24 protein-coding genes and 1 tRNA gene are annotated in these 25,991 nt (G+C 46.1%); 20 read left to right on the forward strand and 5 right to left on the reverse strand.

Annotated features, from left to right (window positions below; translation table 11 throughout):
• A complete protein-coding gene (gene tkt, locus FNE76_RS03540) occupies positions 1-1,938 on the reverse strand; it encodes a transketolase (RefSeq protein WP_120947577.1) in 1,938 nt (645 codons plus the stop codon).
• A 1,703-nt stretch (positions 1,939-3,641) separates the two neighbouring features.
• Between tkt and FNE76_RS03545 the strand changes: the two genes are divergently transcribed.
• Positions 3,642-4,958, forward strand: coding sequence for a hypothetical protein (locus FNE76_RS03545; protein WP_120947579.1), 1,317 nt, complete (start codon positions 3,642-3,644; stop codon positions 4,956-4,958).
• On the opposite strand, the gene gltX is transcribed toward FNE76_RS03545, so the two are convergent.
• Positions 4,926-6,317 (reverse strand): glutamate--tRNA ligase, encoded by a 1,392-nt coding sequence (gene gltX / locus FNE76_RS03550; RefSeq protein ID WP_235895356.1) that lies wholly within the window; start codon positions 6,315-6,317, stop codon positions 4,926-4,928. The genes FNE76_RS03545 and gltX overlap by 33 nt on opposite strands.
• Before the next feature lie 67 nt (positions 6,318-6,384).
• Between gltX and FNE76_RS03555 the strand changes: the two genes are divergently transcribed.
• The 16 genes from FNE76_RS03555 to FNE76_RS03630 all read left to right on the forward strand — a co-directional run bounded on the left by FNE76_RS03555 (position 6,385) and on the right by FNE76_RS03630 (position 20,741).
• Complete coding sequence (locus tag FNE76_RS03555; RefSeq protein ID WP_120947583.1) at positions 6,385-7,200, forward strand: 3'-5' exonuclease; 816 nt, start codon at positions 6,385-6,387, stop codon at positions 7,198-7,200.
• A gap of 96 nt (positions 7,201-7,296) precedes the next feature.
• Positions 7,297-7,635, forward strand: a complete 339-nt coding sequence (locus FNE76_RS03560) for a hypothetical protein (RefSeq protein ID WP_185962985.1) — start codon at positions 7,297-7,299, stop codon at positions 7,633-7,635.
• Between the two features lie 8 nt (positions 7,636-7,643).
• Positions 7,644-9,035, forward strand: coding sequence for an NAD(P)H-hydrate dehydratase (locus tag FNE76_RS03565; protein WP_120947586.1), 1,392 nt, complete (start codon positions 7,644-7,646; stop codon positions 9,033-9,035).
• Complete coding sequence (gene dnaB, locus FNE76_RS03570) at positions 9,035-10,672, forward strand: replicative DNA helicase (protein WP_120947588.1); 1,638 nt, start codon at positions 9,035-9,037, stop codon at positions 10,670-10,672. The genes FNE76_RS03565 and dnaB overlap by 1 nt, the downstream gene beginning before the upstream one ends.
• A gap of 65 nt (positions 10,673-10,737) precedes the next feature.
• Entirely contained in the window at positions 10,738-11,937 is a 1,200-nt protein-coding gene (locus tag FNE76_RS03575; RefSeq protein WP_235852178.1) for a ComEC/Rec2 family competence protein, read from the forward strand.
• 37 nt (positions 11,938-11,974) lie between these two features.
• The gene (mqnP, locus tag FNE76_RS03580) at positions 11,975-12,859 is read left to right on the forward strand and encodes a menaquinone biosynthesis prenyltransferase MqnP (protein ID WP_120947817.1); all 885 of its coding nucleotides are present in this window, start codon (positions 11,975-11,977) and stop codon (positions 12,857-12,859) included.
• Positions 12,840-13,367, forward strand: a complete 528-nt coding sequence (locus FNE76_RS03585) for a hypothetical protein (RefSeq protein WP_235852179.1) — start codon at positions 12,840-12,842, stop codon at positions 13,365-13,367. Before mqnP ends, FNE76_RS03585 begins: the two co-directional genes overlap by 20 nt.
• Before the next feature lie 9 nt (positions 13,368-13,376).
• The gene (locus FNE76_RS03590) at positions 13,377-13,895 is read left to right on the forward strand and encodes a helix-turn-helix domain-containing protein (protein ID WP_120947592.1); all 519 of its coding nucleotides are present in this window, start codon (positions 13,377-13,379) and stop codon (positions 13,893-13,895) included.
• 1 nt (position 13,896) lies between these two features.
• Positions 13,897-14,694, forward strand: a complete 798-nt coding sequence (locus FNE76_RS03595) for a phosphatidylserine decarboxylase (protein ID WP_120947594.1) — start codon at positions 13,897-13,899, stop codon at positions 14,692-14,694.
• A 9-nt stretch (positions 14,695-14,703) separates the two neighbouring features.
• Positions 14,704-15,693 carry a quinolinate synthase NadA gene (nadA, locus tag FNE76_RS03600; protein WP_120947595.1) on the forward strand — a complete coding sequence of 330 codons (990 nt, stop codon included), beginning with the start codon at positions 14,704-14,706 and terminating at the stop codon, positions 15,691-15,693.
• Complete coding sequence (nadC, locus tag FNE76_RS03605; RefSeq protein WP_120947597.1) at positions 15,690-16,517, forward strand: carboxylating nicotinate-nucleotide diphosphorylase; 828 nt, start codon at positions 15,690-15,692, stop codon at positions 16,515-16,517. The genes nadA and nadC overlap by 4 nt, the downstream gene beginning before the upstream one ends.
• Entirely contained in the window at positions 16,487-17,377 is an 891-nt protein-coding gene (locus tag FNE76_RS03610; protein ID WP_235852180.1) for a thiamine-phosphate kinase, read from the forward strand. The genes nadC and FNE76_RS03610 overlap by 31 nt, the downstream gene beginning before the upstream one ends.
• Positions 17,378-17,492: 115 nt before the next feature.
• Complete coding sequence (locus tag FNE76_RS03615; RefSeq protein ID WP_235852181.1) at positions 17,493-18,308, forward strand: outer membrane protein; 816 nt, start codon at positions 17,493-17,495, stop codon at positions 18,306-18,308.
• 64 nt (positions 18,309-18,372) lie between these two features.
• A complete protein-coding gene (locus FNE76_RS03620; RefSeq protein ID WP_120947601.1) occupies positions 18,373-19,023 on the forward strand; it encodes a UPF0323 family lipoprotein in 651 nt (216 codons plus the stop codon).
• A gap of 9 nt (positions 19,024-19,032) precedes the next feature.
• Entirely contained in the window at positions 19,033-20,205 is a 1,173-nt protein-coding gene (locus FNE76_RS03625) for a glutathionylspermidine synthase family protein (protein WP_120947603.1), read from the forward strand.
• Positions 20,202-20,741, forward strand: coding sequence for a hypothetical protein (locus tag FNE76_RS03630; RefSeq protein ID WP_120947605.1), 540 nt, complete (start codon positions 20,202-20,204; stop codon positions 20,739-20,741). The genes FNE76_RS03625 and FNE76_RS03630 overlap by 4 nt, the downstream gene beginning before the upstream one ends.
• Here FNE76_RS03630 and corA read toward each other — a convergent pair.
• From corA to gap, 3 genes are read right to left on the reverse strand one after another with little or no spacing between them, the layout of a single operon-like run.
• Positions 20,738-21,694, reverse strand: coding sequence for a magnesium/cobalt transporter CorA (gene corA, locus FNE76_RS03635; protein ID WP_120947607.1), 957 nt, complete (start codon positions 21,692-21,694; stop codon positions 20,738-20,740). The two genes, FNE76_RS03630 and corA, sit on opposite strands and share 4 nt — an antisense overlap.
• Positions 21,687-22,922: a phosphoglycerate kinase gene (locus tag FNE76_RS03640; RefSeq protein ID WP_120947609.1), complete on the reverse strand. Its 1,236-nt coding sequence runs from the start codon at positions 22,920-22,922 to the stop codon at positions 21,687-21,689. The genes corA and FNE76_RS03640 overlap by 8 nt, the downstream gene beginning before the upstream one ends.
• On the reverse strand, positions 22,916-23,914 hold the full coding sequence (gene gap, locus FNE76_RS03645; RefSeq protein WP_120947611.1) for a type I glyceraldehyde-3-phosphate dehydrogenase: 999 nt from the start codon (positions 23,912-23,914) through the stop codon (positions 22,916-22,918). Before gap ends, FNE76_RS03640 begins: the two co-directional genes overlap by 7 nt.
• 189 nt (positions 23,915-24,103) lie before the next feature.
• On the opposite strand from gap, the gene FNE76_RS03650 reads away from it, so the two are divergent.
• The 3 genes from FNE76_RS03650 (at position 24,104) to FNE76_RS03660 (ending at position 25,991) form a co-directional block, all read left to right on the forward strand.
• The gene (locus tag FNE76_RS03650; RefSeq protein ID WP_120947612.1) at positions 24,104-24,412 is read left to right on the forward strand and encodes an HU family DNA-binding protein; all 309 of its coding nucleotides are present in this window, start codon (positions 24,104-24,106) and stop codon (positions 24,410-24,412) included.
• Positions 24,413-24,490: 78 nt separating this feature from the next.
• A tRNA-Arg gene (locus FNE76_RS03655) sits at positions 24,491-24,567 on the forward strand.
• A 176-nt stretch (positions 24,568-24,743) separates the two neighbouring features.
• A complete protein-coding gene (locus FNE76_RS03660; protein WP_120947820.1) occupies positions 24,744-25,991 on the forward strand; it encodes a TolC family protein in 1,248 nt (415 codons plus the stop codon).

Below are 25,991 nucleotides of genomic sequence, written 5' to 3' on the forward strand. Positions count from 1 at the left end.
CTAACTTTCCAGCAAACTTTGCGCTTTTTGGGCGATAGTTTCAGAGCTAAAACCAAAATGTCTAAATAGCGCAGAGCCCGGGGCGGACCTGCCAAAACTCTCCATATTCACAAGCGCATGCGCAAATCTAAACCACTCCAACCCACGGCTAGCCTCAATGGCTAACACCTTGCCCACAAATAGCCCGTCTAAATACGTGCGGTCCTGCTCTAAGAGCAAATCAAAGCAAGGCACGCTCACCACTTGCACGCCGATATCTTGTGCCTCTAACAAAGAAGCCGCCTGCAAGCACGCTTGCACCTCGCTCCCACTACTAACTAAGGTGATCTGCACAGGCTGGGGGCTTTGATAAAGCACATACCCCCCCCTTTGCACTTTGGTTAGATCGCCTATGGGCAAGACCTCAAGGTTTTGGCGACTCAGCACAAAAGCACAGCTCTTTTTAAGCCCCAAAGCCACCTGCCAACAAAGGACATTTTCATGGGCATCCATGGGTCTAAAGACATAGAAATTAGGCAGGGCTCTTAGGTGGCTCAAGTGTTCGATGGGCTGGTGGGTCGGGCCATCCTCGCCCACCCCGATACTATCATGGGTGAAAATATAAAAAACTTGGTTGCCCATCAGCGCGCTCAAGCGCAAACTAGCGCATAAATAATCGCTGAAGACAAAAAAAGTCGCACAAAAGGGCACAAACAAGCCATAATTGGCAATCCCATTACAAATCGCCCCCATGGCATGCTCTCTGATTCCAAAATGCAGATTGCGCCCCGCATGGGTGGGGTTAAAATCTTTTAGTCCGTGTAGAGTCGTGTTGTTAGAGGGGGCTAAATCCGCACTCCCGCCTAAAAAACCTTTGTAAGCCCGACTGATCGCATTTAAGATTTTGCCATTGCTCACCCGTGTGGCAATTTGTTGCCCGACCTCAAAAGTGGGGTAAGCCACTTGGCTAAAATCTTTGGCTTGCAAGTGAGCGATCTGCTCTTGGATGCTTGGGGTGAGCTTTTGCTCCCACAAACGCTCCCACACCTCGTTTTTTTCCATGTGAAAATGCAGGGCGGCACTCTTGGGGATATAAAAAGGGGGGTGTTCCCAGTTTAAAGCACGCTTAGAGTTTTCTAGCACCTCCAGGCCCAAAGGCGCGCCATGCACCTTAGAGCTCCCCTCCAAGCCCAAAGCCCCTTTCCCGATGGTGGTTTTAGCGATGACGAGCGTGGGTTTTAAGCTTTGTTTAGCACTCCTTAAAGCCCGATCGATATCTAAAAAATCATGCCCATCACAGCTAAGAACCTCCCAATTCTGCGCCCTAAAGCGCAACTCTACATCTTCGCTAAAGGCTAGATGGGTATCCCCCTCAATGGTGATGGCGTTGCTATCATAGATCACAATGAGATTTTTAAGCTCCAAATGCCCGGCTAAAGATGCGCTCTCATAGCTCAAGCCCTCTTGCAAATCCCCATCCCCACACAGACAATAGACCTTGTGATTGATGATCTCTGTGCCCAACATCTCCTGAGCCAACTTGCTAGCTAGACTAAAGCCCACAGCGTTAGCAAACCCCTGTCCTAGCGGACCGGTGGTGATCTCAATGCCCTCTGTGTGCTTGTATTCTAAATGCCCGGGGGTTTTAGAGCCCAGTTGTCTAAAGGCCTTTAAATCCTCCAAACTGATATTAAATCCCCACAAATGCAAGAGCGCATAGGCTAGAGCACTGGCATGCCCACCACTAAATACGAGGCGATCGCGATTAAGCCATGCCGGGTTTTTAGGGTTGATTTTCAAATGCAAGCCTAGCACCACCGCCACATCGGCTAACCCCATCGCCACACCCGGATGCCCGCTATTGGCTTGTTGCACCATGTCCGCACACAAAAAACGCAAAGTGGTTGCCATGTTTTGGAGTGTGGGCAAATCCTGGGGGCTTAAGGCTAAAGATTGCATACAATACCTTTTGATAGATTGGGCACATTGTAACATACTTCCCACAGCTTCAAGCTAAAGCATAGAAATACTCCCAATAAGCGCATTGGTGCAAACCCACACGACTAGCGAGGAGATCAGCCAAGTACAGGCCATAGAGAGGCAAGCACCCACACAAGACATACCAGCCTAACAAGCCCCAAGGCAACCACTGCCAAAAATACCCATCAGCGCACTATTTGGAGTATTAAAGAAAATTTAAGGGGAATTGTGGTCAATGGCACTAGCGGACGTTGCCCCTAAAAAGGGGGTTTAAACGGGTTTTGATATAACCATCAAAACCGCTAACACTACGATTAATTTCATAGTTTGCTCTCCTTTGGAGAGTTACCCCTCTCTCCAGCCCACGCTAAAAGCGCATTACCCCATAGCGCAAAAGGGAAGCAAACTACTATGTGACGCCCCCATTTTAACGCATTTTGGCTTAGGGAGGCGCATTAACGCTTTATTATCAACCAACGTTAAAGCATTTTGCAAATGCGTTGCGTTTGCGCATTAAACCCTTCGGCACTCTAAGATAGGGCTTTCGCCCTCTATATCATATAAACCCTTCGGGTTTAGTCCTTGTCCTCTCTCTAGGCAAATGCTAAGATGTTAGGGCAAATGAGAGAGTCAAGCAAGAGGGCATTGGCATTTAGAATTAGCCTAAACCACGTTTAAAAAGCAAAATGAAACCCAGTTTGCTAGCAAAGCCCAGCAATTAGAGACACAATTCAAGAAGGCCATTCAAGAGAGCTTAGATCACCCCCCATTCAACATAGATATATAAGCGTGTTTAGAGAATCTAGTCAGCCAGCAAATCCAAACTTTAATGCCCCCCAAATCAGCCAAAAGGCGCGCACAGGAAAATAAGAAGTTAGATGCTAGCAGATCGCACAAGAGGTACAAGATAACCTCAAAGAGGCTATTATTGCCAAGCTAAACCTAGAGGATATTTTAAGCCCTCATAGAGTTAGAGGGACTTTAGGGGAGATTAAAAACCCAAGTGGTGCAACACTGGCAAACCCAAGAACAAGCCTTTTAACCACTTTTCAAACCCAAATACAGGGCATTTTAGGCAAGGGGCAAGAGAAGCTAGAGCAGGGGACTTTAAAGCCAGATCGAGAGACTAGGGACTGGGCAACAAATCGCTTTTATCTCTAATGAAAGCCCAAGTGGAACGGCTTGACTTAGGTTTTTAAAAGAGCAACACGATCTCTTTACCCCGCCATTGAAAAGCACTTGAAGGCGTTATTTTTCAGGGAAATAGAGCAAGACTTTTTAAAGCGTTTTGCAAAGACGGCTAGCCCAAGAGACCCAATTCAGAGCTTCAAAGAAATGGATTTGAAGCCCAAATGCACTTAGAGAGTTTGTTGCTAGACAATGCGTCAAAGATATTGTAAGAGGAGCAAACAGAGCTGATGCAAATGCGTTTAAAAGAGTTGTAATTTGCTAATAATATGGCATTGGCGATGAAACGCCAAGAGCTCATCAAAAGGGTATCTTGCAAGAAGAGTGGCTGGATTGGTGTTTGTTTAAGTAGCGCAACTAAAACTAGGCAGTTATGAAACAATTAGTCTAAAAGATTACTAAATAGAATAAGAAGGCATGATACATTATCTTAAGATTTATTTTATTAAATGGCATATATGATTTCGTTTGTAATTCCATTTTCAAGGCGTGTGATGAAAAGTTTTAAGATATTAAAAAGAGTGTTGCCATGTAGCGTGGCTCTTTGTGGGTTTTTAAGTACGGGTTTGCAAGCGGCTAGCTTTGCTTACGATCTCAAGTTTATGAGCTTCACCTACAACTTGGCGGGCAAGGACAACCCTTATTGGAATAGTCTTGTTAATATGAAAAACCGAATCATGCCCGAGATTGGGATTCAATTTGACAAGCACCAATCTATCATGTTTGGGGGGTGGTTTATCCAAAATCTGCACACCCATTATAGTTATTTCCCCTACTCTTGGGGGGTTACGATGTATTATAGTGCGGTGGGCAAGGACTTTAGAGCATATGTGGGCATCATCCCCAGAACTTACACGATGGCATCCTACCCCTTAGCCGCCTTTAAAAAGCTCTTTTGGTTTAAAGACCCGACCGTTAGGGGGGCGATGTTCCAATATAAACCCGCCTACAACCCTAACCGCTGGTGGAATGGCTGGGCGGAGTTCATCATTGACTGGTATGGGGGGCGCAACTGGAATAACATTGGTGGCAAGAAATATGCCGCCAACCATTACAACATGAACCAAATGCTCTACTTTGGGGCGAGTGAATGGTCGTTTTTAAAAGGTTATTTGGGCTTTGGGGGGCGCATTGTGGCATTCCACAACACCAGCTCTTATAGCATGGGTGATCCTTATCCCTTTGGGGGCAACCCCGATCCAGCCATGCGCGGACAAGACCCACTATGGCCCAATGGTTACCCCTATGCCGCCGGGCAACCCGAGGCTGGCAAACCCGGTGTTTATTCTAACCCCACGGTGCTCGATCGCATTTACTACTATGGCTACATCAAAAGCGATTTAAAACGGCTTGCTCCCTTTTTAGACAAACTCTCTGTTGCTTTTGGCACAATGAGTGAGCAAGAGCATTACTGCGTGCGCTCGGGCAATCGTTGCGGGCCTAGCCAGTGGTACAATAGTTTTGGAGGGCAATTTGACTTCGAGGTACAGTATAAGGGCTTTGGATTTTACAACAAATACTACTTCTCTGACAAGCCCCAAATGAAGTTTTATGCCACCTATGGGCGCGCGCTCTATACGGGCTTGCCATGGTATCATGCCCCCAACTTCGAGCGCATTGCCCTTTATTATGTCTATAAAAACAAATTCTTAAGCGTGCGTGCAGACGCTTTCTTTAACTTCATGGGCGGGGGCGATGGGCATAGCTTGAATGGGCATGGGGGCAAGTGGTACACCACTTTCCAACAATTTGTAACCGTTGGTATTGACACCCGCCAATTAGTGGATTTTGTCCGCGCCCACCACAACTAAAAAAGCCTTTAATCGTTTTTGACTCTCTTGATCCCCTAGGATAAAGAGAGCATCTTTTAGCCCAATGCCCCCAGCCTTGCCTAGCAAGGCCAATCTCAAGGGCAACATCAAAGCCGCGCTTTTAAGCCCATGTTCTTGCATAAAGGCATGTAAAAAATCCTCCAAGCTCTCTGGACTACTAAAAAGATCGGGATGGAATGTTAAGGGTTCTAGGGCTTTGCATGCACCCTCTAAGTTTTTAAGTTTATTGAGTTCATAGGTGCTAGGAGGGGTTAAAATCTCTTGGATACTCAATGCCATTTGTTTGAGGGTGGCACACCTAGCTTTTAGTGCTTGCAACAACACTTCTTGCTTGAAGGGGGGTAATTTTTCTAAAGGGTTGCAACCAAAATCTTTTAAAAGCGTTTTGAGCCGGTCTGTGGGGCTTTCTTTGATATAATGGGTGTTGAGCCAATCAAGTTTGTGTAGGCTAAAGCAACTGGGCGCGCTGTTGAGATCATCGGGGTTAAATAAGTTAGTCATCTCAGCCAAGCCAAAGATCTCTTGATCCCCATAACTCCAACCTAAGCGCACTAAGAAATTTAGCAACGCCTCTTTAAGATAGCCCAAAGCCTTGTAATCCATCACCCCCATTGCTCCATCGCGTTTGCTGAGTTTATGCCCGTACTCATTAAAGATCATGGGTACATGGTAGAATTTGGGGGGTGTGAAGCCCAATGCCTCATATAAGATCAGTTGTTTGGGCGTGTTGCTCAGATGATCATCACCCCGAATGACAACATTAATCCCCATTAAAGCATCATCTACACTGACCACAAAATTATAAGTGGGCGTGCCATCCGCACGCGCAATGATAAAATCATCCAATTCCTTAGCCTGAACCGCCACCGCCCCCTTGATCCCATCATCAAAACAGATAGCACCGCTTAAAGGGGCTTTAATGCGCACCACGGGTTGGTTATGCGGGGGTGTGCCCTTAAAATCGCGGTAACGCCGATCATATCTTGGAGTCTCCCCTCTAGCCCTTTGTGCCTCTCTTAGAGCCTCTAATTCCTGCTTGTCCATGTAGCAATAATAAGCCTTGCCTTGATCTAGCAAGCGTTGGATATGCTCTTGATAAACTTTTAAGCGTTGGGACTGATAGACAATCTCCCCATCAAAATCCAAACCCACCCACTCAAAGGCTTTTAAAATCGCCTCGCTGGCTTCTTGGCAGTTGCGTTTGGAGTCAGTATCCTCAATGCGCAAATAAAATTTCCCGCCATTTTTTCTAGCCCAAAGGTAGTTAAAAAGTGCTGTTCTAAGCCCGCCGATGTGTAAATGCCCCGTGGGCGAGGGTGCAAAACGCGTTACAACCATAGATGTCCTTTTTAAGCGCAAAAATCTTAAAATAGGCATTTTAATACAGCTAACTTAAGGGGCGGTTATGATCTGCGTGTTGGATATTGAAAGTGTACCCGATGTTGCCTTAATTCAAGAGCATTACCCACAAATGTGTATGGGGGCTACTAATGATTTAGAGATTTGCCAAAAGGCTTTTGAGTGGCAAAAGGAGCAAAGCGGGACAGCCTTTTTACCTTTGTATCTGCACAAAGTGATCTCCATTGGTAGCGTGATCGCCGATGATTACGGGCATTTTAAAAAGGTGGGCAATTTTGGCAAACAACTTGCAGAGAAGAGCGAAAAAGGCTTGATTGCGGATTTTTTAGCATTTTTCAACAAGCACCAGCCTAAGTTAGTTACTTTTAACGGGCGGCACTTTGATCTGCCCTTGTTGATGCTCAAAGCCCTAGCCTATAACTTAGATGCGCATGCATTTTATGAACAAGATAACCCAGAACGCAATAAAAGCAAATGGGAGAATTACCGCCAACGTTACAGCGAAAAATTCCACACTGATTTATTGGATAGCTTGTTGCAATTTGATAGTACAAGGGGGCTTAGTCTTAAGGGGGTTTGTGCGTTGTGTGGCTTGCCGGGTAAATATGATGTGAGCGGGGATCAAGTCCATGTGCTCTACCATGCGGGGCAATTAGAGCAAATTGATAGTTATTGCCAAAGTGATGTGCTCAACACCTATTGGCTTTATTTGAAATACGAGCTCAATAAAGGGCATTTGCTCAAAGAGGATTATTTGAATATTTTGGTGCATTTAAAAGAGAATTTGCCCTCAGAGCAACCCTATACCTCCTTTTTCACCCAAGCTTTGCTAACCGAGATTGACAAAGAGTTACAAGCTTGAGTTTGTCTAGGTTTGTTATGATCGCCAATCTATACAACACAAAGGATTAACATGTTAAAAAATGCCGTATTTTGGCTTTTAGGGGCAGGCTTGCTTATGGCTGAACCCAACCACGATTTGAAATTTGATGTTTTTTACCGACCTGTGGGCGGGAAGATGATGGAGAGCATGATCAAACGCACTTATATGCGTATCACTTCTTTAAACAATGAAGCAGTGTTGATTGAAGATATTATTATCAACCGCGGGAACTCTTGTGCCATTGCCAAAAAAATAGGTGATAACTTCAAGGATAAGTTTAAAAAACAACCCTTGTTCAACTACCGCCTCAAATATTCCCAAGAAAGTGCTTATGAACTCAAATGCGCGCCCTCCCAGCTCCTAGAGATCAAGATTGTAACTGATAAGGGCGACTTTGAGCGCAAGGTGCAATAGGGGCTAGCGTGCAACCAATTTTTCTGGATAAAAGGGAGCTAGACAACCGCGCGCAGGTGCTCTATGGCTTAAGCGATCAGCTACTGATGGAAAATGCTGCCAATGCCTTAAAGCAGGTGATTTTAGCGCGGGCTAAAGCCCCTCAAGAGGTATTGATCGTGTGTGGGGGCGGGGATAATGGGGGCGATGGGTATGCTTTGGCGCGCCAGCTCAAGGGGAGTGGTTATGGCGTGCGTGTCTATGCCCCCAAAACCCCTAAAAGCACTCTATGCCAAATCCAATACCAGCGTGCTCTAGCCACTCAAGTGGAAATGGTTTTGGGCTTGCAACCCTGCGCTGTGTTGGTAGATTGCCTCTTTGGGTCGGGCTTTAAGGGGGATTTGAGCCCAGAAGATCAAGAACTCATCACACAAATGAACGCCTTAGAGGGGCTTAAACTGGCTTGTGATGTGCCTAGCGGGATAGACTCTAAGGGGTGCGTGGATTCTGTAGCCTTTAGGGCAGATGTGAGTGTGAGCATGGGGGCTTTGGGGCTGGCTCTTTTTAGCGATGTAGCTAAGGACTTTGTGGGCGAGGTGGTTGTGGGGGATTTGGGCGTGGGGCGTGGACTCTATGAGATTGAAAGCCCGCTTTTTTTGCTGGAGAAAAGCGATCTATGCCTGCCCCTGCGAGTCAAGCAGAACACGCATAAGGGGTATTTTGGGCATGTGTGCGTGTTTGTAGGCGAGCAAAGTGGAGCGGGCTTACTCAGTGCCCAAAGTGCTTTAGCTTTTGGAGCAGGGATGGTGAGCATTGTGGGCGATGGGTCGCTAAAGAATAGCAAGCCCCTAGAAATCATGTATGCCTCAGATGTGTTGCCACAAGCTAATGCCTTTGCCATTGGCATGGGCTTAGGGCAGAGCGTACCTAGTTGCTTGGAGCAAATGCTCCAACAAGGTCCATGTGTGATCGATGCGGACATGTTTTATCGCCCCTTGTTAAAGGATTTATTAGAGTTGCCCTATGATTTGGTGCTCACCCCCCATCCCAAAGAGTTTTTATCCCTCTTGCACATGGTGGGCTTTGAAGTGAGCATGCCAGAGTTATTGCAGGCTAAACTGGATTATGCCCTAGCCTTTAGCCAAGCCTACCCGCATGTGGTCTTGCTCTTAAAAGGGGCAAATGTGTTCATCGCCTACAATGGGCATATCCACATTAATACGCTAGGCAGTAGCGCGTTGGCTAAGGCTGGGAGTGGGGATGTGCTCAGTGGCATGATCGCTGCACTATTGGCACAGGGTTATAGTTTATTGGATGCTAGTATCCATGCTAGCCTTGCGCATGCCCTAGTGGCTCAAGATTTTTGTTCCTTTGCCCTCACGCCCTTGGAACTCATCAAGCACCTAAAAGAGTTAGCCTAATGACCTACACAAACACTTCCCAAGAGAATTTAATCATGATGGAAAGGGCGGTGTTTTCAGCTCTTTTGGAGGGCAATAAATACGAAGATTTTGCCTCGATACTCAAGCCCGATGACTTTTTTTATCCCAGCCACCGCCTTCTTTTTAACCTCTGTGGCACGCTTTATGACGCCAAAAAGCCCGTTGATGCGTCTTTTTTAGATAAAGAGTTGCTCAAACACGCCAACCACCAAACGCATCGGGAGGCGTTAGCCCAAATCATAGCAACTTCTCCCATTGCCAACCTAGAGGCTTATATCCGCGCCATTCAAGAAGCCGCAATCCACAGACGCTTGTTGCAACTCAGCATTGAGATTAGAGAGCAATGTTCCCAAGACAAGCCAAGTTCCATGATCTTAGATGAGGTGGAGCGCGCCCTTTATCAAATCTCCATGCAGGATGCCAAGAAGAGTTTTAGACCCGTTACAGAGATTGTTTATAACACCCTGAAGATGATTGAAGAAGCCAAACTACGGGGCAACAACAAAGTTACGGGTTTGGATACGGGTTTCCACCAGCTCAACGAATACACGGGGGGGTTTCAAAAGGGGGATTTGGTGGTCATTGGGGCTAGACCCTCTATGGGTAAAACAAGCTTTGTGCTCAATATCGCCCAAACCACCCTAGCCCACAACCAAGGCGTGGCGATCTTTAGCATGGAGATGAGCGGGGAGCAGTTGATGATGCGCCTCCTCTCCTCATTGTCTATTTTGCACCTGCATGACCTCAAAATGGGGAATTTGACAGACCCTGCTTGGGAGAATCTCTCTAGGAGCGCGCAAAACATCGCCCAAAAGCCCTTGTTCATTGATGATAGCAGTGTTTTGACCATCCAACATGTACGTTCCAAATTGCGCCAGCTTAAAAACCAGCACCCCGAGATTGCCATTGCCATTGTGGATTATTTGCAACTGATGAGCGGGGATCGTGGCGAACTCAAACGCCACGAGCAAGTTGCCGAAATCTCTAGGGGACTTAAGACTTTGGCCAGAGAGCTAGATATTCCCATGGTTGCCTTATCCCAGCTCAACCGCGCCTTGGAAAGTCGTGAAGATAAACGCCCTATTCTATCCGATCTCAAAGAGAGTGGAGCGATTGAGCAAGATGCCGATCAAGTTTTATTTTTATACCGCGATGCAATCTATAAAAAACGCGCCCAAAACGATCTGCTAGCCAAAATGCGCAAAGAGGGCAAAACTGAGGAAGTTAAAAAGCTAGAGAAACAATTTAGCGAGGAGGGTAAGTTGGAGTTTGGGCGAAACAATGGAGTAGAAGATGCCGAGATCATTTTGGCTAAAAATAGGAATGGGAGCATTGGGACGATTAAAGTGGGCTTTAATAAGGCTTATACCCGTTTTGAAGATCGCATTGAGCAAGAGGGCGATCAAAAACCCACCAACATGTCCAATGTGCCCGAAACGACCATGTCGGGTATGCCAAAGCCAGAGCCTTCTTATGATCTCGAGACGACCATGCCTAACATGTTGGAGTTTGTCTCCGTGCCCGAAACAAATACGCCAAGCATGTTAGAGCCTGCCGATGTGCCCGAACATGCCTCTAAAGAGTCCATGACCCTTGTACCCATCAACCACCGCTGAAAACACATTCTTTAGTCCAGCCCCTCTTACAAACTAAGCGCGATTGCTTGGGGGTGTGCCTTATCTTGCTCACTCTCCTTGCCCTTTCACTGGGCTATAAATACACCCAATACCAAACATTTTTAGGCAAAAAACCCCTAAGAATGCATGCTCAAGTGATCTTACAATATGCCAAGGGTCCCCAGCCCTATTATGTCCTCAAGCTCAAAGACCAGCATGGCAATCTCTTTTTCACCACCAGCAAAGAGGACATCAAGGACTTGACCTATGCTTTTGTGCAAGTCTATGGCAAGATGGCAAAATGTTCCTTTTGGGAATTTTTAAAAAGCTGTTATTTCCACACCTTTTATCTTGCCCTAAGCCCTTCTAAAGATTATAAAAACCCACTACGCACCTCTATTAACGCCCAACACCTAAACCCGCTGATGGGCAACTTCTACAACACTTTATTTCTAGCCGATTCTTTAGATGCACGCACCCGCAAGGTGAGCGTAGGGCTAGGCTTGAGCCACATCATCGCCATTAGCGGGTTTCACTTGGGAATCCTCAGTGCCTTTTTTTATGCCCTCTTTAAAATCCCCTATACTTTTTTGCAACAACGCCACTTCCCCCACCGCAACCGCACCTATGATTTGGGCGTGCTGGTGTTGCTTGTTATGGGGGTTTATTTGGTGCTCTTGGACTTCCAACCCTCATTTTTGCGCGCTTTTGTGATGGCTGTGGGGGCGTTTGTGCTCTTTTTTAGCGGGGTGGAATTGTTGAGCTTTGCGTTTTTGTTATTGGTGGTGCTGGTGGGTTTAGCCCTCTTCCCAAACCTAATCCGCCATATCGGCTTCATTTTGTCGGTGAGCGGGGTATTCTATATTTTTCTTTTCATCAAATACACGCCCAAAATGCCCGTTTGGCTCTATGCACTCTTGTTTAATAGCACGATTTTCCTCCACATGCTCCCCATCGTGCATGCCTTCTTTAGCCCCTTTAGCCTCTACCAACTCAGTGCGATCTTATTAGCCTTTGTCTTTGTGATCTTTTTCCCCCTAACTCTCATCTTGCATACTCTAGGCTTGGGGGGCGTATTTGATCCTTACTTGCTTAAAGCCCTAGAGTGGCACATCCCCACTTTGGACTACCTTACCCCTAAGTGGCTCTTGGGGCTCTATGTGAGTCTCTCTTTGTTAGCCATGCGTTATAAGTGGGCTTATATCGGGCTTTATGTGGTGGGTTTGGGAGTCTTTGCTCTCTTAGCCCTGCGTGCGCTTTATTGATTTTTATGCTAGAATAGGGATTTTTAGAAAGGCTAGCATGTGGGGTAAACTCAAGCTCTTTGGTGCGTTAGTCGCCATTGAGCACACCATTTTTTCTGGCATGTTCATTTTGATAGCCATCGTGGTGGCATGGGCACAAGCACATGTGGGTTTTGGAAAGGGGCTTTGGCTCTTGCTTTTGTGTAGCTTGGCTCTGCTAAGCGCGCGCAATTTTGCGATGGGCTTTAACCGCCTAGTAGACCGCAAATTTGATCGTAAGAATGCACGCACCAAGGATCGCCCCAGCGTAAATGGGAGCTTGGGTATTTTCTCCCAGCTAGTTTTTTGTGTAGCTAATGCTCTGCTTTTTGTGGGGGTGAGCTATGCCATCAATGCTCTTGCCTTCAAACTCTCCTTTTTCTTTTTGTTGATCTTGGGGGGGTATTCTTACATGAAGCGTTTTAGCTATTATGCGCACTGGGTGCTGGGTGTGTGTTTGGGGCTAGCCCCTATTGCGGGCGTGGTGGCAATCTTGGGGTCTGTGCCCTTGTGGAGTGTGTGGCTAGCTTTGGGGGTGGTCTTTTGGGTGGCAGGTTTTGATCTGCTCTATTCCTTGCAAGATATGGAATTTGACAAGCAAGAGGGGTTATACTCTGTGCCCGCCATCTTTGGAGCGCAAAAAACCCTTTGGCTCTCACGCTTAAGCCATCTTTTGGCGGTGTTGTGCTGGGTGGGGTTTGTTTATAGTGCGCATTTGGGAGTGGTGGCGTATGTGGGGGTGTTGGTGAATTTGGGGATTTTACTCTATGAGCAATGGCTGGTATTTAAGGATTTTGAAAATATCCCCAAAGCCTTTTTTGTGTTTAATGGATATTTGGGGGTGGTGTTTTTGATCTTTATCCTCATCGATCGGAGTGTGTGGCTTGGATTTGGGGCACTTTAAGCAACTTTGCAACCAACATGGACATTTTACCCGTTTAGTGGCTTGCTCATTGCCCATAGAATACGCGCCCTATCAAGAGGTGCATGCAAGCGAATATGAAAGTTTGGGTTCTTCAGATGCGATCCAAGCCCCCGATTGGGAAGTTTTCTATGGCAAGGATCGCGAGGATGTGATCTTAAGGGCTCTTTCTGAGATTTATGCCAAACTCAACCATCTAGAACAAATGATGAGCGAGCAACAGATCGCCTATTTGCCCTTAGAGTCCCAAAGCACTTTGGAGGTTTTAGGGCATGGCATTTTGGGCACGACTAAGGCTGGTTTTGAGCCCTCCCAAACTTACTACATGCGCTTTAAACTCCCCCACATGCCCTACAAACGTATCCCCCTCATAGCAAGGGCTTTTGATTTGCACTTGTTGCACATCACACGCATGCACCCCAGAGATGTGAAAGATTTTGATGGTTTCATTGCCAAAAGAGAATTAGAAAGTTTAAAAAAAGCGGATTAAAGGGCGCGCATGCAATTAAGTTTTGATGTGTTAATATGGATCATCGGCGGGGTGGTGGTTTTGGTTTTTGCTTGCTTGATAGCTTATAGTTATATCAAGGATAAAGAGTTTGCCAACAAGACCAAACAGCTTGAGAAAGCCCTAGATGCGATCAACCAAGAAATTTATAAAATCCGCAAGTGGATTCAAGAGAGCGAGTTACAAGCCGAGTTTAACGCCTCTAGCATGAGCGCGAGCGTGAAAGATGCAGTCAATGATAACCTCAATGCGAGTTTGTCTAATCTTTACAACCATCTCCAAGAAATCCAAGATAGCATCCACAAAGAACGGGATTATTTGGAAGAAAAGATTATTGTTTTAGAAAACAAATTCAAAGAATTGGGGCACTTCACGCCCAGCAATGATGATATTGATGAAAAAAAGGTCATTAAGATGTACAAAGAGGGCTGGAGCGTGGATTCAATCGCTAAGGAGTTGCGTAGTAGCAAGGGGCAGATCGAGTTTATCTTAAAGCTGGCGGATATTTAACATGGGAAATAGCAATACTTTATCAAGGCTCTTTGGCAAGTTTGCCCGCCACGCCTTCCCCACACCCGTGCAAAAGGTGATCAACCGTGTTTATGTGCGTTTGTTTAACATCGATCTAAACGGCTTTGCACCCCTAGAGTCCTACACCACCCTAAATGCCCTCTTCACCCGTGCCCTGCAAACCCCCAGACCCCTAGATACCAATCCCCAAATCTTAAATGCACCCAGTGATAGTATAATCACCGCTTGTGGGCTTGTGCAACACCAACAAGCCTTGCAAATTAAAGGTATGGCTTATAGTGTCTATGAACTCTTAGGACTAGATCGGCCCCTAGAGGAGCATTACCACTTTTTTAACTTCTACCTCTCCCCCAAAGATTACCACCGCTTCCACGCCCCTTGTAATCTCAAAATCCTAGAGGCGCGCCACTTTTGCGGGGAGCTTTTGAGTGTAGGGCAACGCGCCTTAAACAAACATTCTAATGTTTTTGTGCGTAACGAACGGGTGGTGGTGATCGCCCAAGACGATCGGGGCTTTTTGCTCTATTTTGTGGCTATAGGGGCGCTCAATGTGGGGCAGATTGTGCTCAACTTTGACCCCAATATCCAAACCAACGCCAAAATCCACCCCAAACCCCAAATTTACCACTACGATCCGCCCATTGTGCTAGAAAAGGGGGCAGAGTTAGGGCGTTTTGAGATGGGTTCTAGCATTGTGCTTTTTGTAGCACACAGCACGCCCCTACCCTTAGTGGGTCAAAAAGTGCTCTATGGCACCAACATTGCTACCTTGAATTGAGGTTAAACCATGCAAGATTTAGCCCAAAGCGTGCAAAAGTTGCTTGGCGATCTAGATGCGCTTTTAGTGGCGCATTTTTACCAAAAAGATGAAATTATCGCACTAGCCCAGATCACGGGCGATAGCCTAGAGTTGGCTAGACGGGCGAGTGCTAGCCCCCAAAACCTCATCGTCTTTTGCGGGGTGGGTTTTATGGGCGAGAGTGTGAAAATTTTAGCCCCCCAAAAAGAGGTCATCATGCCCAAGTTGGCTTGTTGTTCGATGGCTAGAATGATTGATAGTAGCTATTTTGATCAAAGCATGCAAATGCTCCAAAGATTAGGCATCCACGATGTCTTACCCATCACCTACATTAATTCCAGTGCGGGAGTAAAAGCCAAAGTCGGCGCGATGGGGGGGCTGGTTTGCACCAGTGCGAACGCCTCTAAAATCTTTGATTATGCCCAAAAAAAGGGGCAAAAAATCTTTTTCTTGCCCGATCGTTGTTTGGGGATGAATTTAGCGCGCGCCCATAATCTCAAAAGTGCCCTTTTAGGACTAGATAGCCCCGAGCAAATTTTACGAGCCGATGTGATCTGTTATAATGGCTTTTGTGCTGTGCACCAACTCTTTAAGCCTAGCGATGTGGCTTTTTTTAGAGAAAAATACCCCGATATTTTAGTCGTGGTGCATCCAGAGTGCGATCCTAGTGTAGTGGAGTTAGCCGACTTTGTGGGTTCAACTAGCCAAATTATCCAATTTGTGCGTTCCTTGCCCTTAGAACAAAAGGTCGCTGTGGGCACGGAGTTTAATTTAGTCAAACGGCTACGCGCACAAAATACCTATGTGCTCTCCAGCACCCTGCCAGAATGCCCGACCATGAATGAAACCACTTTGGGCGATCTCTTTGAGGTGTTGAAAGCCTATAAAAACCACCGCGCTTATAACCGTATCGAAGTGGATACTGAGGTTGCCAAGTGGGCGAAAGTGGCATTAGATCGCATGCTGGAGCTCTCATGAAAGACACACAGATTTTAGACTTTTTAAAGGCGTGTTTGCAAGAGGATTTGGGATCGGGGGATTTGTTTGAACGCCTAGCCCCACCCCTAGAGGTGCAAGCATGCGTGCTAGCTAAGGGGGCGGGGGTGTTATCCGGGCAACTCTATGTACAAGCCCTCTTGGAGTGGATGGGGATCAGGGGCACTTGGCATATTCATGATGCCCAAGCCTTTAGCCCCCAACAAGTGATTTTAGAGTTGCGAGGCGATTTTGCCTTACTCTTAAAATTGGAGCGGGTGATCTTAAATATCTTGCAACACTCCAGCGGAATTGCCACCCAAACCGCACGCTATATGAAACTCATTCAAGATTTGCCCATACAACTTTTGGATACCCGCAAGACTCGCCCCCTTTTGCGGGTGTTTGAAAAGTATTCGGTGCGTAATGGGGGGGCTAGAAATCACCGCATGGGCTTAGATGATGCCCTCATGCTTAAAGATACGCATTTAGCCCACATTGGCGATCTCAAAGACTTTATGCAAAAAGCACGCGCCGGCATTCCATGGACAGCCAAAATTGAAATTGAATGCAGTAGCGTGGCGATGGCACAAGAGATCATGACATTGGGGGCAGATATTATCATGTGTGATAATATGAGTGTCAAAGAGATAAAAGAGGTGGTTGCCTTTAGAAATGCGCATTACCCTTTGGTGCTTTTAGAGGCTAGCGGAAACATTACCCAAGAGAGCGTGCGCGCTTATGCGCAAAGCGGGGTGGATGCGATCAGCAGTGGGGCGTTGATCCACCAAGCGGTGTGGGTGGATATGAGCATGCAATTAGCTTAAACTTGGACATTGAGCGTTATTTTTTAGAGACTCTGCAAAAAAGCGCGATCACGCAAGGAATTGGCGATGATGGCGTGGTGTTAGCTAACCTGCCTAAAAATTTGGTTATGGTGTTGGATCTCTTTAGCGAGGGCGTGCATTTTAAAAGAGAATGGTTTGGTTGCGAGCAGGTGGGTTATAAAGCCTTGATGGTGAATATCTCTGATGCGATTAGTATGGGGGCTGTGCCCCAATATGCGCTTCTGGGTGTAACTTTGCCCAAAAAGATCACACCTGCTGAGATTAGGGCACTCATCAAGGGAATTGGACGTGCTTGCGTGGAATTTGGCGTGCGTGTGATCGGAGGGGATACTATTGTGGGGCAAACCCTAAGCCTGAGTGTGAGTTTGCTAGCCTACACGCCTAAGCCCTTGTATCGAGTTGGGGCACGCAAGGGGGATTTGATCATGCATACTGGCACGCTAGGCAGTAGTTATCAAGCTCTGCACACGCTCTTAAGAGGGGGGAAAGTTTCTAGTCACTCTAAATTTTACGCCCCCAAATTAAAAGCCTGTGCGCGTTTTATGCAAGAGGCGCGATCCATCTTGCATGTGGGCATGGATATTTCTGATGGACTCTTTGCCGAGTGCAACCGCTTATCTAAAACCAACCGCCTAGCCTTTAAGATCAATAACCCCCTATACCCACCCCACAAACGCGCCTTTTTGAGTGGCGAAGAGTATGAAATGCTCTTATGCCTAGCCCCCAAGCACAAACTTAAAGCCTACCGACTCGCCCAAAAACACCGCTTAAAACTGCGGATCATCGGGCGTGTCCAACAAGGGCAATCTCATTACCACCCCAAAATTTGGCATGCTTAAAAATCCATAAGCTACACCCTAATCACCCTTGACAAATTAGGCAAAGTCTATTAGAATTATGTTATTGTTATTTTTAATCATTTTTTATTATTTTTGCTTTTTTAAGGAGCTTTTTTTGATTACAATAACCAAAAACCTTAAGCATTCTCTATTGGGTTTCAGTATTCTGGCATGCCTAACTAACCCTTTGGGTGCGGAACGCAATAGCGGGTATTTTGCTTTAGGTTTCCAATATTCTTATATGAGCTCAGAGGGGAAGACTCAAGTTTTTGCCAGCCCTGTTCCTTCTGCCCAAACCGCAACAACCGATGCCATATCGGGTAGCCTTTTTGGGGGCAATCTCCAGCTAGGTTACAAACAATTTTTTGGCAAGAAAAAACGCTTTGGTCTGCGCTACTATGTGATGTTCAGCGCGCAAGGGGGGCGTTATAGCTACCCATATGGTTACAAAAATAACGCCGATGGCACGACTACAAGCTACACGATCCGCAATGGGGGGATGGCAGATTTATTTTATGGTGCGGGCATCGATGCGCTCATTAACTTTTTTGATGGCAAAGACCGCTCTTTTGGAGTCTTTGGAGGCGTGATGTTGGGGGGGACCTCGTGGCTTTTGGGGAACAATAAGGCATGCCCGGCCATGGATTATGTGGTCAGCGATAGTGCGGGGACAATCACATGCAACACCACGGATTCTTATGCACAACTGGCTAGAAAATTGGGGAGTAAGGCGCATTACTCGCCTAGTTTCGTGCAATTTGCCTTTAATTTTGGGGTGCGTGGCAATTTTAGTAAGCATAACGGGTTTGAAGTGGGGTTGCGTGTTCCTGTCATCAACACGCCCTATTTTACCAATAAAGACAACCCAACCATGAACTTAAGCTTTAGGCGGGTGATTGCCATCTTTGCCAATTATGTGGTGAATTTTTAGATTTCTCGCTGTGTCCTTGCTTAGTCAAAACATGCTATTATGTAGTTTTGCAGAAAGGATCATGATGAGACGGCCATTTAGAAAAATTGCAGATTATGCGATCGTGGGAGGGTTGAGTGCGGTGGTGGTGGTAACTTTGGCGGGCTGTAATAGCTCAGATCATAATAGCCACGAGCAAAAACCCAGCGAGCAGAGTAACACCAGCAACGCCTTAAAAAAGGGGGCATTTGTGATCTTGCAAGAGCAAGCAGACAAAAGTTATAAGGTCGCAGAAGAATATCCTAGTGACAAAACACGGGTTGTCGTGCGGGATCTGCAGGGCAAGGAGCGCATGCTCAGTGATGAGGAAATCCAGAAGCTCATTAAGGACGAGGAAACTAAGATCGATCAGGGCACCAGCCAGCTAACAAAGCCGGCTAGTGAGGGCGGGGGATCGGGGCTTGGCATTGGGGCAGCAATCTTGGGCAGTGCCGCGGGGGCGATTTTGGGGAGCTATATTGGCAACAAGCTTTTTAACAACCCCAATTACAACCAAAATGCCCAGAGAAATTACACCTCCCCACAAGCCTATCAAAGAAGCCAAAATACTTTTAAAAGCCCCTCAAGCCCAGCGGGCGCACCCGCATCTAGTGCAGGCAAGAGCGGATTTTTTAAACCTTCATCGAGCACGCCCCATGCTGGTGGTGCTCCCCATACTCCCAGTGCAAGTTCTTAAGGAGGATTCATGCAAGTTAAAACTTTAGACCCTTTGAGCCAGCAAGCCCTAGAGGAAATCGGGCTAGAGTGGCACACAGATACGGATAACAGCCCTTATATCAGCCAAGATTTGGTGGTGGTGAGCCAAAAAGAAGCCGATGCCTACTATGAGGCGTGCAATGAGCTTTATGAGATGTTTGTAGAAACCGGACAAGTGATTATTGATGAAGGGCGCTTTTTTGAGTTGGATATCCCTAATAGCATTGTGCCCTTGATCAAACAGAGTTGGGAAAATGAGGTGCATTGGCATATTTATGGGCGTTTTGATTTGGCGGGGGGGTTAGATGGCAAGCCCATTAAATTATTGGAGTTTAATGCGGACACACCTACGATGCTCTATGAAAGCGCAGTGGTGCAATGGGCGTTACTCAAATACAATGGCTACGATGCGGACTTGCAATTTAACAACATCCATGAGTCCTTGACGGAGAATTTTAAGCGTTTAGTTACTTTAGATGAGGATACAAGCGCATTTGAAAACATGTATGAGGGCTGGAAGATTCTCTTTTCTAGCATTAAGGGGAGTAGCGAGGAGGAACGCACCACGAAATTTTTAGAAGATGCGGCCAGAAGTGCAGGTTTTGAAACCAACTTTGCCTATATCGATGAGGTGCAGTTTGACAAGGATCGGGGCGTGTTTTTTGGGGGCGTGAATTACGAATACTTGTTTAAGCTTGTGCCTTGGGAGAATATTGCCATTGATGAACCCGAGCTAGCTGTCATCATGCAAACCATGATGGAGAATCAAAACACGATCTTTTTAAACCCGGCTTATACTCTGCTCTTCCAAAGCAAACGTTTTTTAAAAGTACTTTGGGATCGCTACCCCAACCACCCCTTATTGTTACAAACAAGCTATGAGCCCCTTAGTAATAAAAAACAGGTTAAAAAGGTCGCCTTTGGTCGAGAGGGGGCAAATGTAGCAATTTTAGGTGCTAATGGGCAGGTTTTAAAGCAAAGTGAGGGGGTTTATGGCAACCACAAACCCATTTACCAAGAATATTACGAGCTCAATAAAGACGGGGAGTTTTATTACCAACCCAATGTCTTTTTTGCCTACGAGGCGTGTGGATTGGGCTTTAGAAAGGGCGGATTAATTTTGGATAATTTTTCTAAATTTGCCAGCCACATCATTAGATGAAACGCAAATCCTCTGTGGGTATAGCCTATGCCTTCCATGCGTATGCGAGTGTCTTTTTCCTACCAATGGTCTTGCTCTTTGTGGTGAGCGGGGGGGCGTATTATTTGGGTTTTAACTCCAATACCGGAGCCCAGATTAGCAAATGGAGCGTGCCAGCGGTGGCAACCCAACAAGAATTAGATTTTTTGATCGCCTTTTTAAAAGACAAACAGGCCTTGCCCTCTAAAATTGAAGCCAGAAAATTCAGAGGGGCTTTGGTCATTGGCACACCCGCTTATGAAGCCAGTTTGGTAACCAAGGGAGAGAAAAGCGAAATCACGCTCACCAAGCGTAGCTTTTTGGGGGTGATCATGCAAGTGCATAAGGGTCGGGCTAATAAAGCCTTGTTGATCTTTGCGGGTATCTTTGTGGTGTTCTTGTGCCTGCTCTATGTTAGTGGGTTGTCAATGGGGATCAAGCGCAAGACTAAAGGGCTAATGGGTGTATTTTTGTTAGGCGTGGGGGTTCTTGGGGTGTTATTGTGGAGTGCACTTTAAAGCCAACCCTTCTTTTTAAAATAAAGAATAGGCAAAATGGTTGAGATGATCATGGTGAGCACGGCTAGGGGGTAGCCAAATTCCCAACGCAATTCGGGCATGACCTCAAAGTTCATGCCATAAATTGTGCCAATCAAAGTCGGGGGCATCATCGCCATAGTCGCCACGGTGAAAAGCTTGATGATTTTGTTTTGTTCCACATTGACTTGAGAGGTGAAAAGGTTTTGGATATTATCTAGGGCGTTGAGATTAGCCGTGCTGAAATCTACCAAGGAGCTAAAATCCTTTAAGATAATATTAAAATCCTTTTTGGTCTCATTATCAACCTTGTTGCTTTTTAGCAAGGTGGTGATGATACGCCGCTTGTCAAAGAGCGAGTCGCGCAATTCCATGTTAAATTCTTGCAAAAAAGAGAGGGTGATGAGGGTGTCCTCATGGGTGCAGATATTAGGTTCGAGCACAATTTGTTTTCTAAGTGCACTGGTTTCGCGATTGACCTCCTCCAAATAATCCGCACCCTTTTCAAAATAAAGCTCTAGAATTTTAGACAGAATATCAAAGCCATCCTGGAATTTTTTAGGGCTGGCTAGGATTCGTTTCTGCACATCTTCGAAGATGGGTAGGCTACCATTGTAAAGGGTGAATAAAATGTTGTCTGAAATAAAATAAGTCATCGGCTCGGCATGGAAAGCTAGGGGCGTGTCTTTATAAACAGAATAGGTATTGATGGTAATGGAAGTGCTATTCTCCCAATACTTGGCAATTGCGCTTTTCTCGGGCTCTTCTTGACTGGTGTTGATGTGGTAGTTTTGGACGATGCATTGTAATTCGGTGTCAGTGGGGTTGATGAGCTCAAACCACAAGATATTTTGCTCGTCCAAAGGGAAGGATTCAAAGCCGTGGAAATCCACAATCTCCACTAAGTGGTTGTTTTTGGCAAAAACATTAATCATGATCGGCCCAATTTTGTTTTTGATCCAAAACCTCAAAGGCGACTAAAATCTTGCCCTCCAAAAGCTCCAAACTCGCCCCTCCACCTGTGGAGATAAAACTCACACTATCTTTATCGCCCGCACGGGTCAAAACATCGATGGTGTCGCCTCCGCCAATCAGCGAATAGGCATAGGTGTTGGAAATGCTATGGGCGATCTGAAACGAACCTCGGCTAAAAAGAGGCACTTCATAAACACCTAATGGACCGTTCCAAATGATGGTTTGACTCCCTTGAATCACCAATGAAAAGAGCTTAGAGGTGGCAGGACCAATATCTACGACAATATGGTTTAGTGGGATGTCTTGAGCAGGGGTGATTTGGACTTGATCGGTATGATCCATGTGCGGGGTGCTCACCACATCCACGGGCAAATAGATATGCACACCCTTTTGTTTGGCTTTTTGTAAAATCTCTAGAGCCTCTTGAATCAAATCTTCTTCCACTAAGGAGGCTTGCATATTGTAACCCAGTGCCTTTAAAAAAGTGTTGCTCATCGCCCCGCCGATAATGACCTTATCTACGCGATCTAAAATATTGCGTAAAAGTGTGAGTTTGGAGCTCACCTTAGCCCCACCCACAATCAAGAGCACCGGTCTAAGCGGGTTGGCTAGAGCCTTCGCAAAGGAATTGATCTCTTTTTTGAGCAAGAAGCCTGCCACCTTCACAGACACATAGCCGGCAATCCCATAAGTGCTGGCGTGTTTGCGATGGCTTGTGCCAAAGGCATCATTGACATAAACATCGCACAAACTCGCTAGCTTTTGGGAAAAAGAAGGGTCATTGCTTTTTTCGCCTTTATAAAAGCGCAAATTCTCTACCAAAATAATGGGGTGATCTTGTTCTTGCAAACTCTGCGCCATCTCAAGCGAATGGGCAAACAGCACCTCTTTATTTAAAAGCCTCTCTAGGCGTTTGACCAAGTGGCTAAAGGAAAATTGAATCTGCTTTTCGCCATCTATCTTGGGCTCAGGCCGCCCCAAATGCCCGACCAGCACGACCGACTTAGCCCCATTATCGATACAATAGTTGATCGTGGGGATACTCTCACGCATGCGCGTATCCTCAGTGATATTAAAATCCTTATCCAAGGGCACATTAAAATCTACGCGGATCAAAACCCGTTTATCCTTGAGTGCCACATCCTGAATCCCCAAGACCTCTTGCATTTTCTTAATGCCCGCTAGCATGCTTGTCCTTTGCGTTGGTGAATGTATTGCGCCATATCCACTAAGCGGTGGCTATAACCCACTTCATTATCATACCATGCTAGGATTTTGGCATGGTGCTCGCCTAGCACAAGGGTTTGATCGGGGATGTAGATGGAGCTTAGGGGCGATCCTAAAAAATCGCTGGAAACACATTGGTGTTCATCAATGCCCAATACACCCTGTAAGGAGCCTTGAGAGGCTACATGCATGCTGGCATGGATTTTTTCTAAGCTCAAGGGCGTGCGTGTACTAAAGCTCAAATCTACCAAACTCACATCGGGGGTGGGCACTCTTAGGGCTAGCCCGCTGATCTTGCCAGCCAAATGAGGCAAGACTAGGGCAATGGCTTTATTAACCCCCGTGCTTGTGGGGATAATATTAAGGGCAGCTGCGCGCGCCCGGCGCAAGTCTTTGTGCTTGGAGTCTAGTAGGTTTTGATCGTTGGTGTAGCTGTGAATTGTTGTCATCAAAGCATGTTGCACGCCAAAATTTTCATCCAGCACCTTTAAGAGCGGGGCTAGGGCGTTGGTGGTGCAAGAGGCATTAGAGATAATGGGTTGGTTGTTGTAGGCAGTGTGATTGACCCCATAGACAAAGGTTGGGGTGTTGTTAGCTGGGGCTGAGATCACCACTTGTTGGACTTGGTTTTTGAGGTGGGCTTGGGCTAGGTCCATACTATTAAACTTGCCTGTGCATTCCAACACGACCTGCGCCAAACCAAAATCCAGTCTGGAGGGATCGCGATCGCTTAAGATCCGGACATACCGGCTATGTCCAATGGCGATGTGTTGCGAATCAACTTGCTCAATTTCTAGCGCGTGCTTGTGCAAGGAGTCAAAGCGCAAAAGGTGGATTAAAGTTTCTAGTGGACATGTGGAGTTGATTGCTACCAACTCGATGTCTTTTCTAGCCCCAACGACCCGGCTTGCACACAAGCCGATCCGCCCTGTCCCATTGATCGCTACGCGCACCCTTAAAATCCCTTAAAGCTTAGTATGAGGGGCTATCATACAAGTAGCTAGCTTGAATCGCTCTTAAAGGGGGGTGTCTGCCTTGAGATTTAAGGCTCTAAAGGAAGGTTGGAGCGGGTTTTGTTCCCTAAAATTTACATTTTGTAGTATAATGCTTGCCGTATTTTAAGCATGTCAGAAAGGTTTGAGATGAAAAAAGCGGAGTTTGTCGATTTACTTAAGGAAGAGGGTGAATTTGAGAGCAAAAAAGACGCTGAAAAGGCGTTAGATGGTTTTGTAAAAGCCATTGAAAAGGTGTTAGGCACGCATGAGAGTGTGGAGCTGGTAGGTTTTGGCAAGTTTGAAGTGGCGTTGCAAAAAGGCAAGAGCGGGAAGGTGCCCGGTAGCGATAAGACCTATAGCACACCGGATAAAATGGTCCCCAAGTTCAAGCCCGGTAAGTTGTTAAAAGATGTGGTGGCAACGCACAAGAAGCCCAAAGTAAATAAGAAGAAGTAGCTTAGCTTTAAGCCTGATTTTTGATGAGTGTGGATCACACTCAGAATCCGGTGTTGTTGCTTTCTGTTAGATGGATTGGTCCTTGTAGCTCAGTTGGATAGAGCGTACGATTCCTAATCGTAAGGTCGTGGGTTCAAATCCCGCCAAGGACACCACCCATTTTTGTGTGTTGCTTAAATTGGAGTTAGTCGTGGGTTTTTTGCGTTTTTTACCAATCCAAAGTAAGAGGTTCTCATGGATTAAGGGCGGTTTGGCATTGGCTTTTTGCTGGAATTTACAGGGTTTGGAATTAGAGACCTATTCTCCCCCCGGAGATGATCTAGGCCCCAATATGAAACAATTAGAAAATATGGAGGATCGCAAATTTGCCGATACACAAGGGCATGCACTAGGTTTAGCAGATTTAATCAAAAATGCGGACAATAACTATTCCCTCCAAGCAGCCCGCTTGCAAGTGCGCCAAGCCCTCAAAAACCACGCCATTGCTAAGGCTAAGTTTTTACCCACCTTGAGTAGCAATTACACCTATAACCACCGCAACAGAAACACGCCTTTTTATCCCGAATACGACATGCAATTACTCAACACCAATCTAAAACTCAATGTCTTCAATGGCTTTAGCGATGTTAATAATGTCAAAGAAAAATCAGCCAGTTACCGCTCTAGTAGTGCCAATATGGAATACACCAAGCAAAGCATTTATTTGCAAGTGGTCCAGCAGTATTACCAATATTTCAACAACATGGCACAGCTGGCCGCCTCCAAAAAGAAATTAGCTGAGTTGCGTTCTGATATTGAGCGCACCAGACAACTCTTTGAGCAAGGATTAACCACGGCTGATAATTTAGAGAGCGCAAAGGCACAGGGGGCTCTTAGCGAAAATGATATTACCCAAATGGAATTTGATATTGAGCAAAACCGCTTGACCTTAGAGTATCTGACCAATAGCAAGATTCCCTCTCTAAAGAGAACCACTCTACTTTCTCCCACTCTCTCATTAAAAGAGCGAGCAGATCTGCGCGCCCTAAGAGAACAGATTACGGCGATTCACTACCAAAACAAACAACTCAACTATTACCCAACCGTTGATGTTAATGACGACTGGCAATATTATATCCAAAAACCTGCCTTTGCACGGGGGAGTGATAACCGATTTGGAAACTTGTTCCCTAACCAGCAAAACACCGTGGGGGTCGTAGTAACCTTGAACATTTTGAATGATATTGGCTTGAATTTGCAAAAACAATACCTGCGCTTAAACCAAATGGCGCAAGAAAAAAATCTGATGTATAAAAAAATGGAACAAGTCAAGGATGTGGAACTTTACCGCAAGTCTTTAGACATGGCACGATCGCGCATCCGTAGCTCTGAAGCCAGCTTAAAATCTGCCAATATCGCCTATGAGAGCATTAAGAAAAAATACAATGCCAATTTGGTTGATTTTACTACCTATTTGAGGGCTCTAAGGACACGCTTTGATGCCGAAGTAATCTATAACCAATCTCTCAACAACTACGAAATGCAAAAAGCCAATTACATTTTTTATAGTGGGCATCATATCCAAGATTATGTGCGCTAA

The sequence above is a fragment of the Helicobacter mehlei genome (assembly GCF_007280785.1).
In the GTDB taxonomy this organism is placed as follows: domain Bacteria; phylum Campylobacterota; class Campylobacteria; order Campylobacterales; family Helicobacteraceae; genus Helicobacter; species Helicobacter mehlei.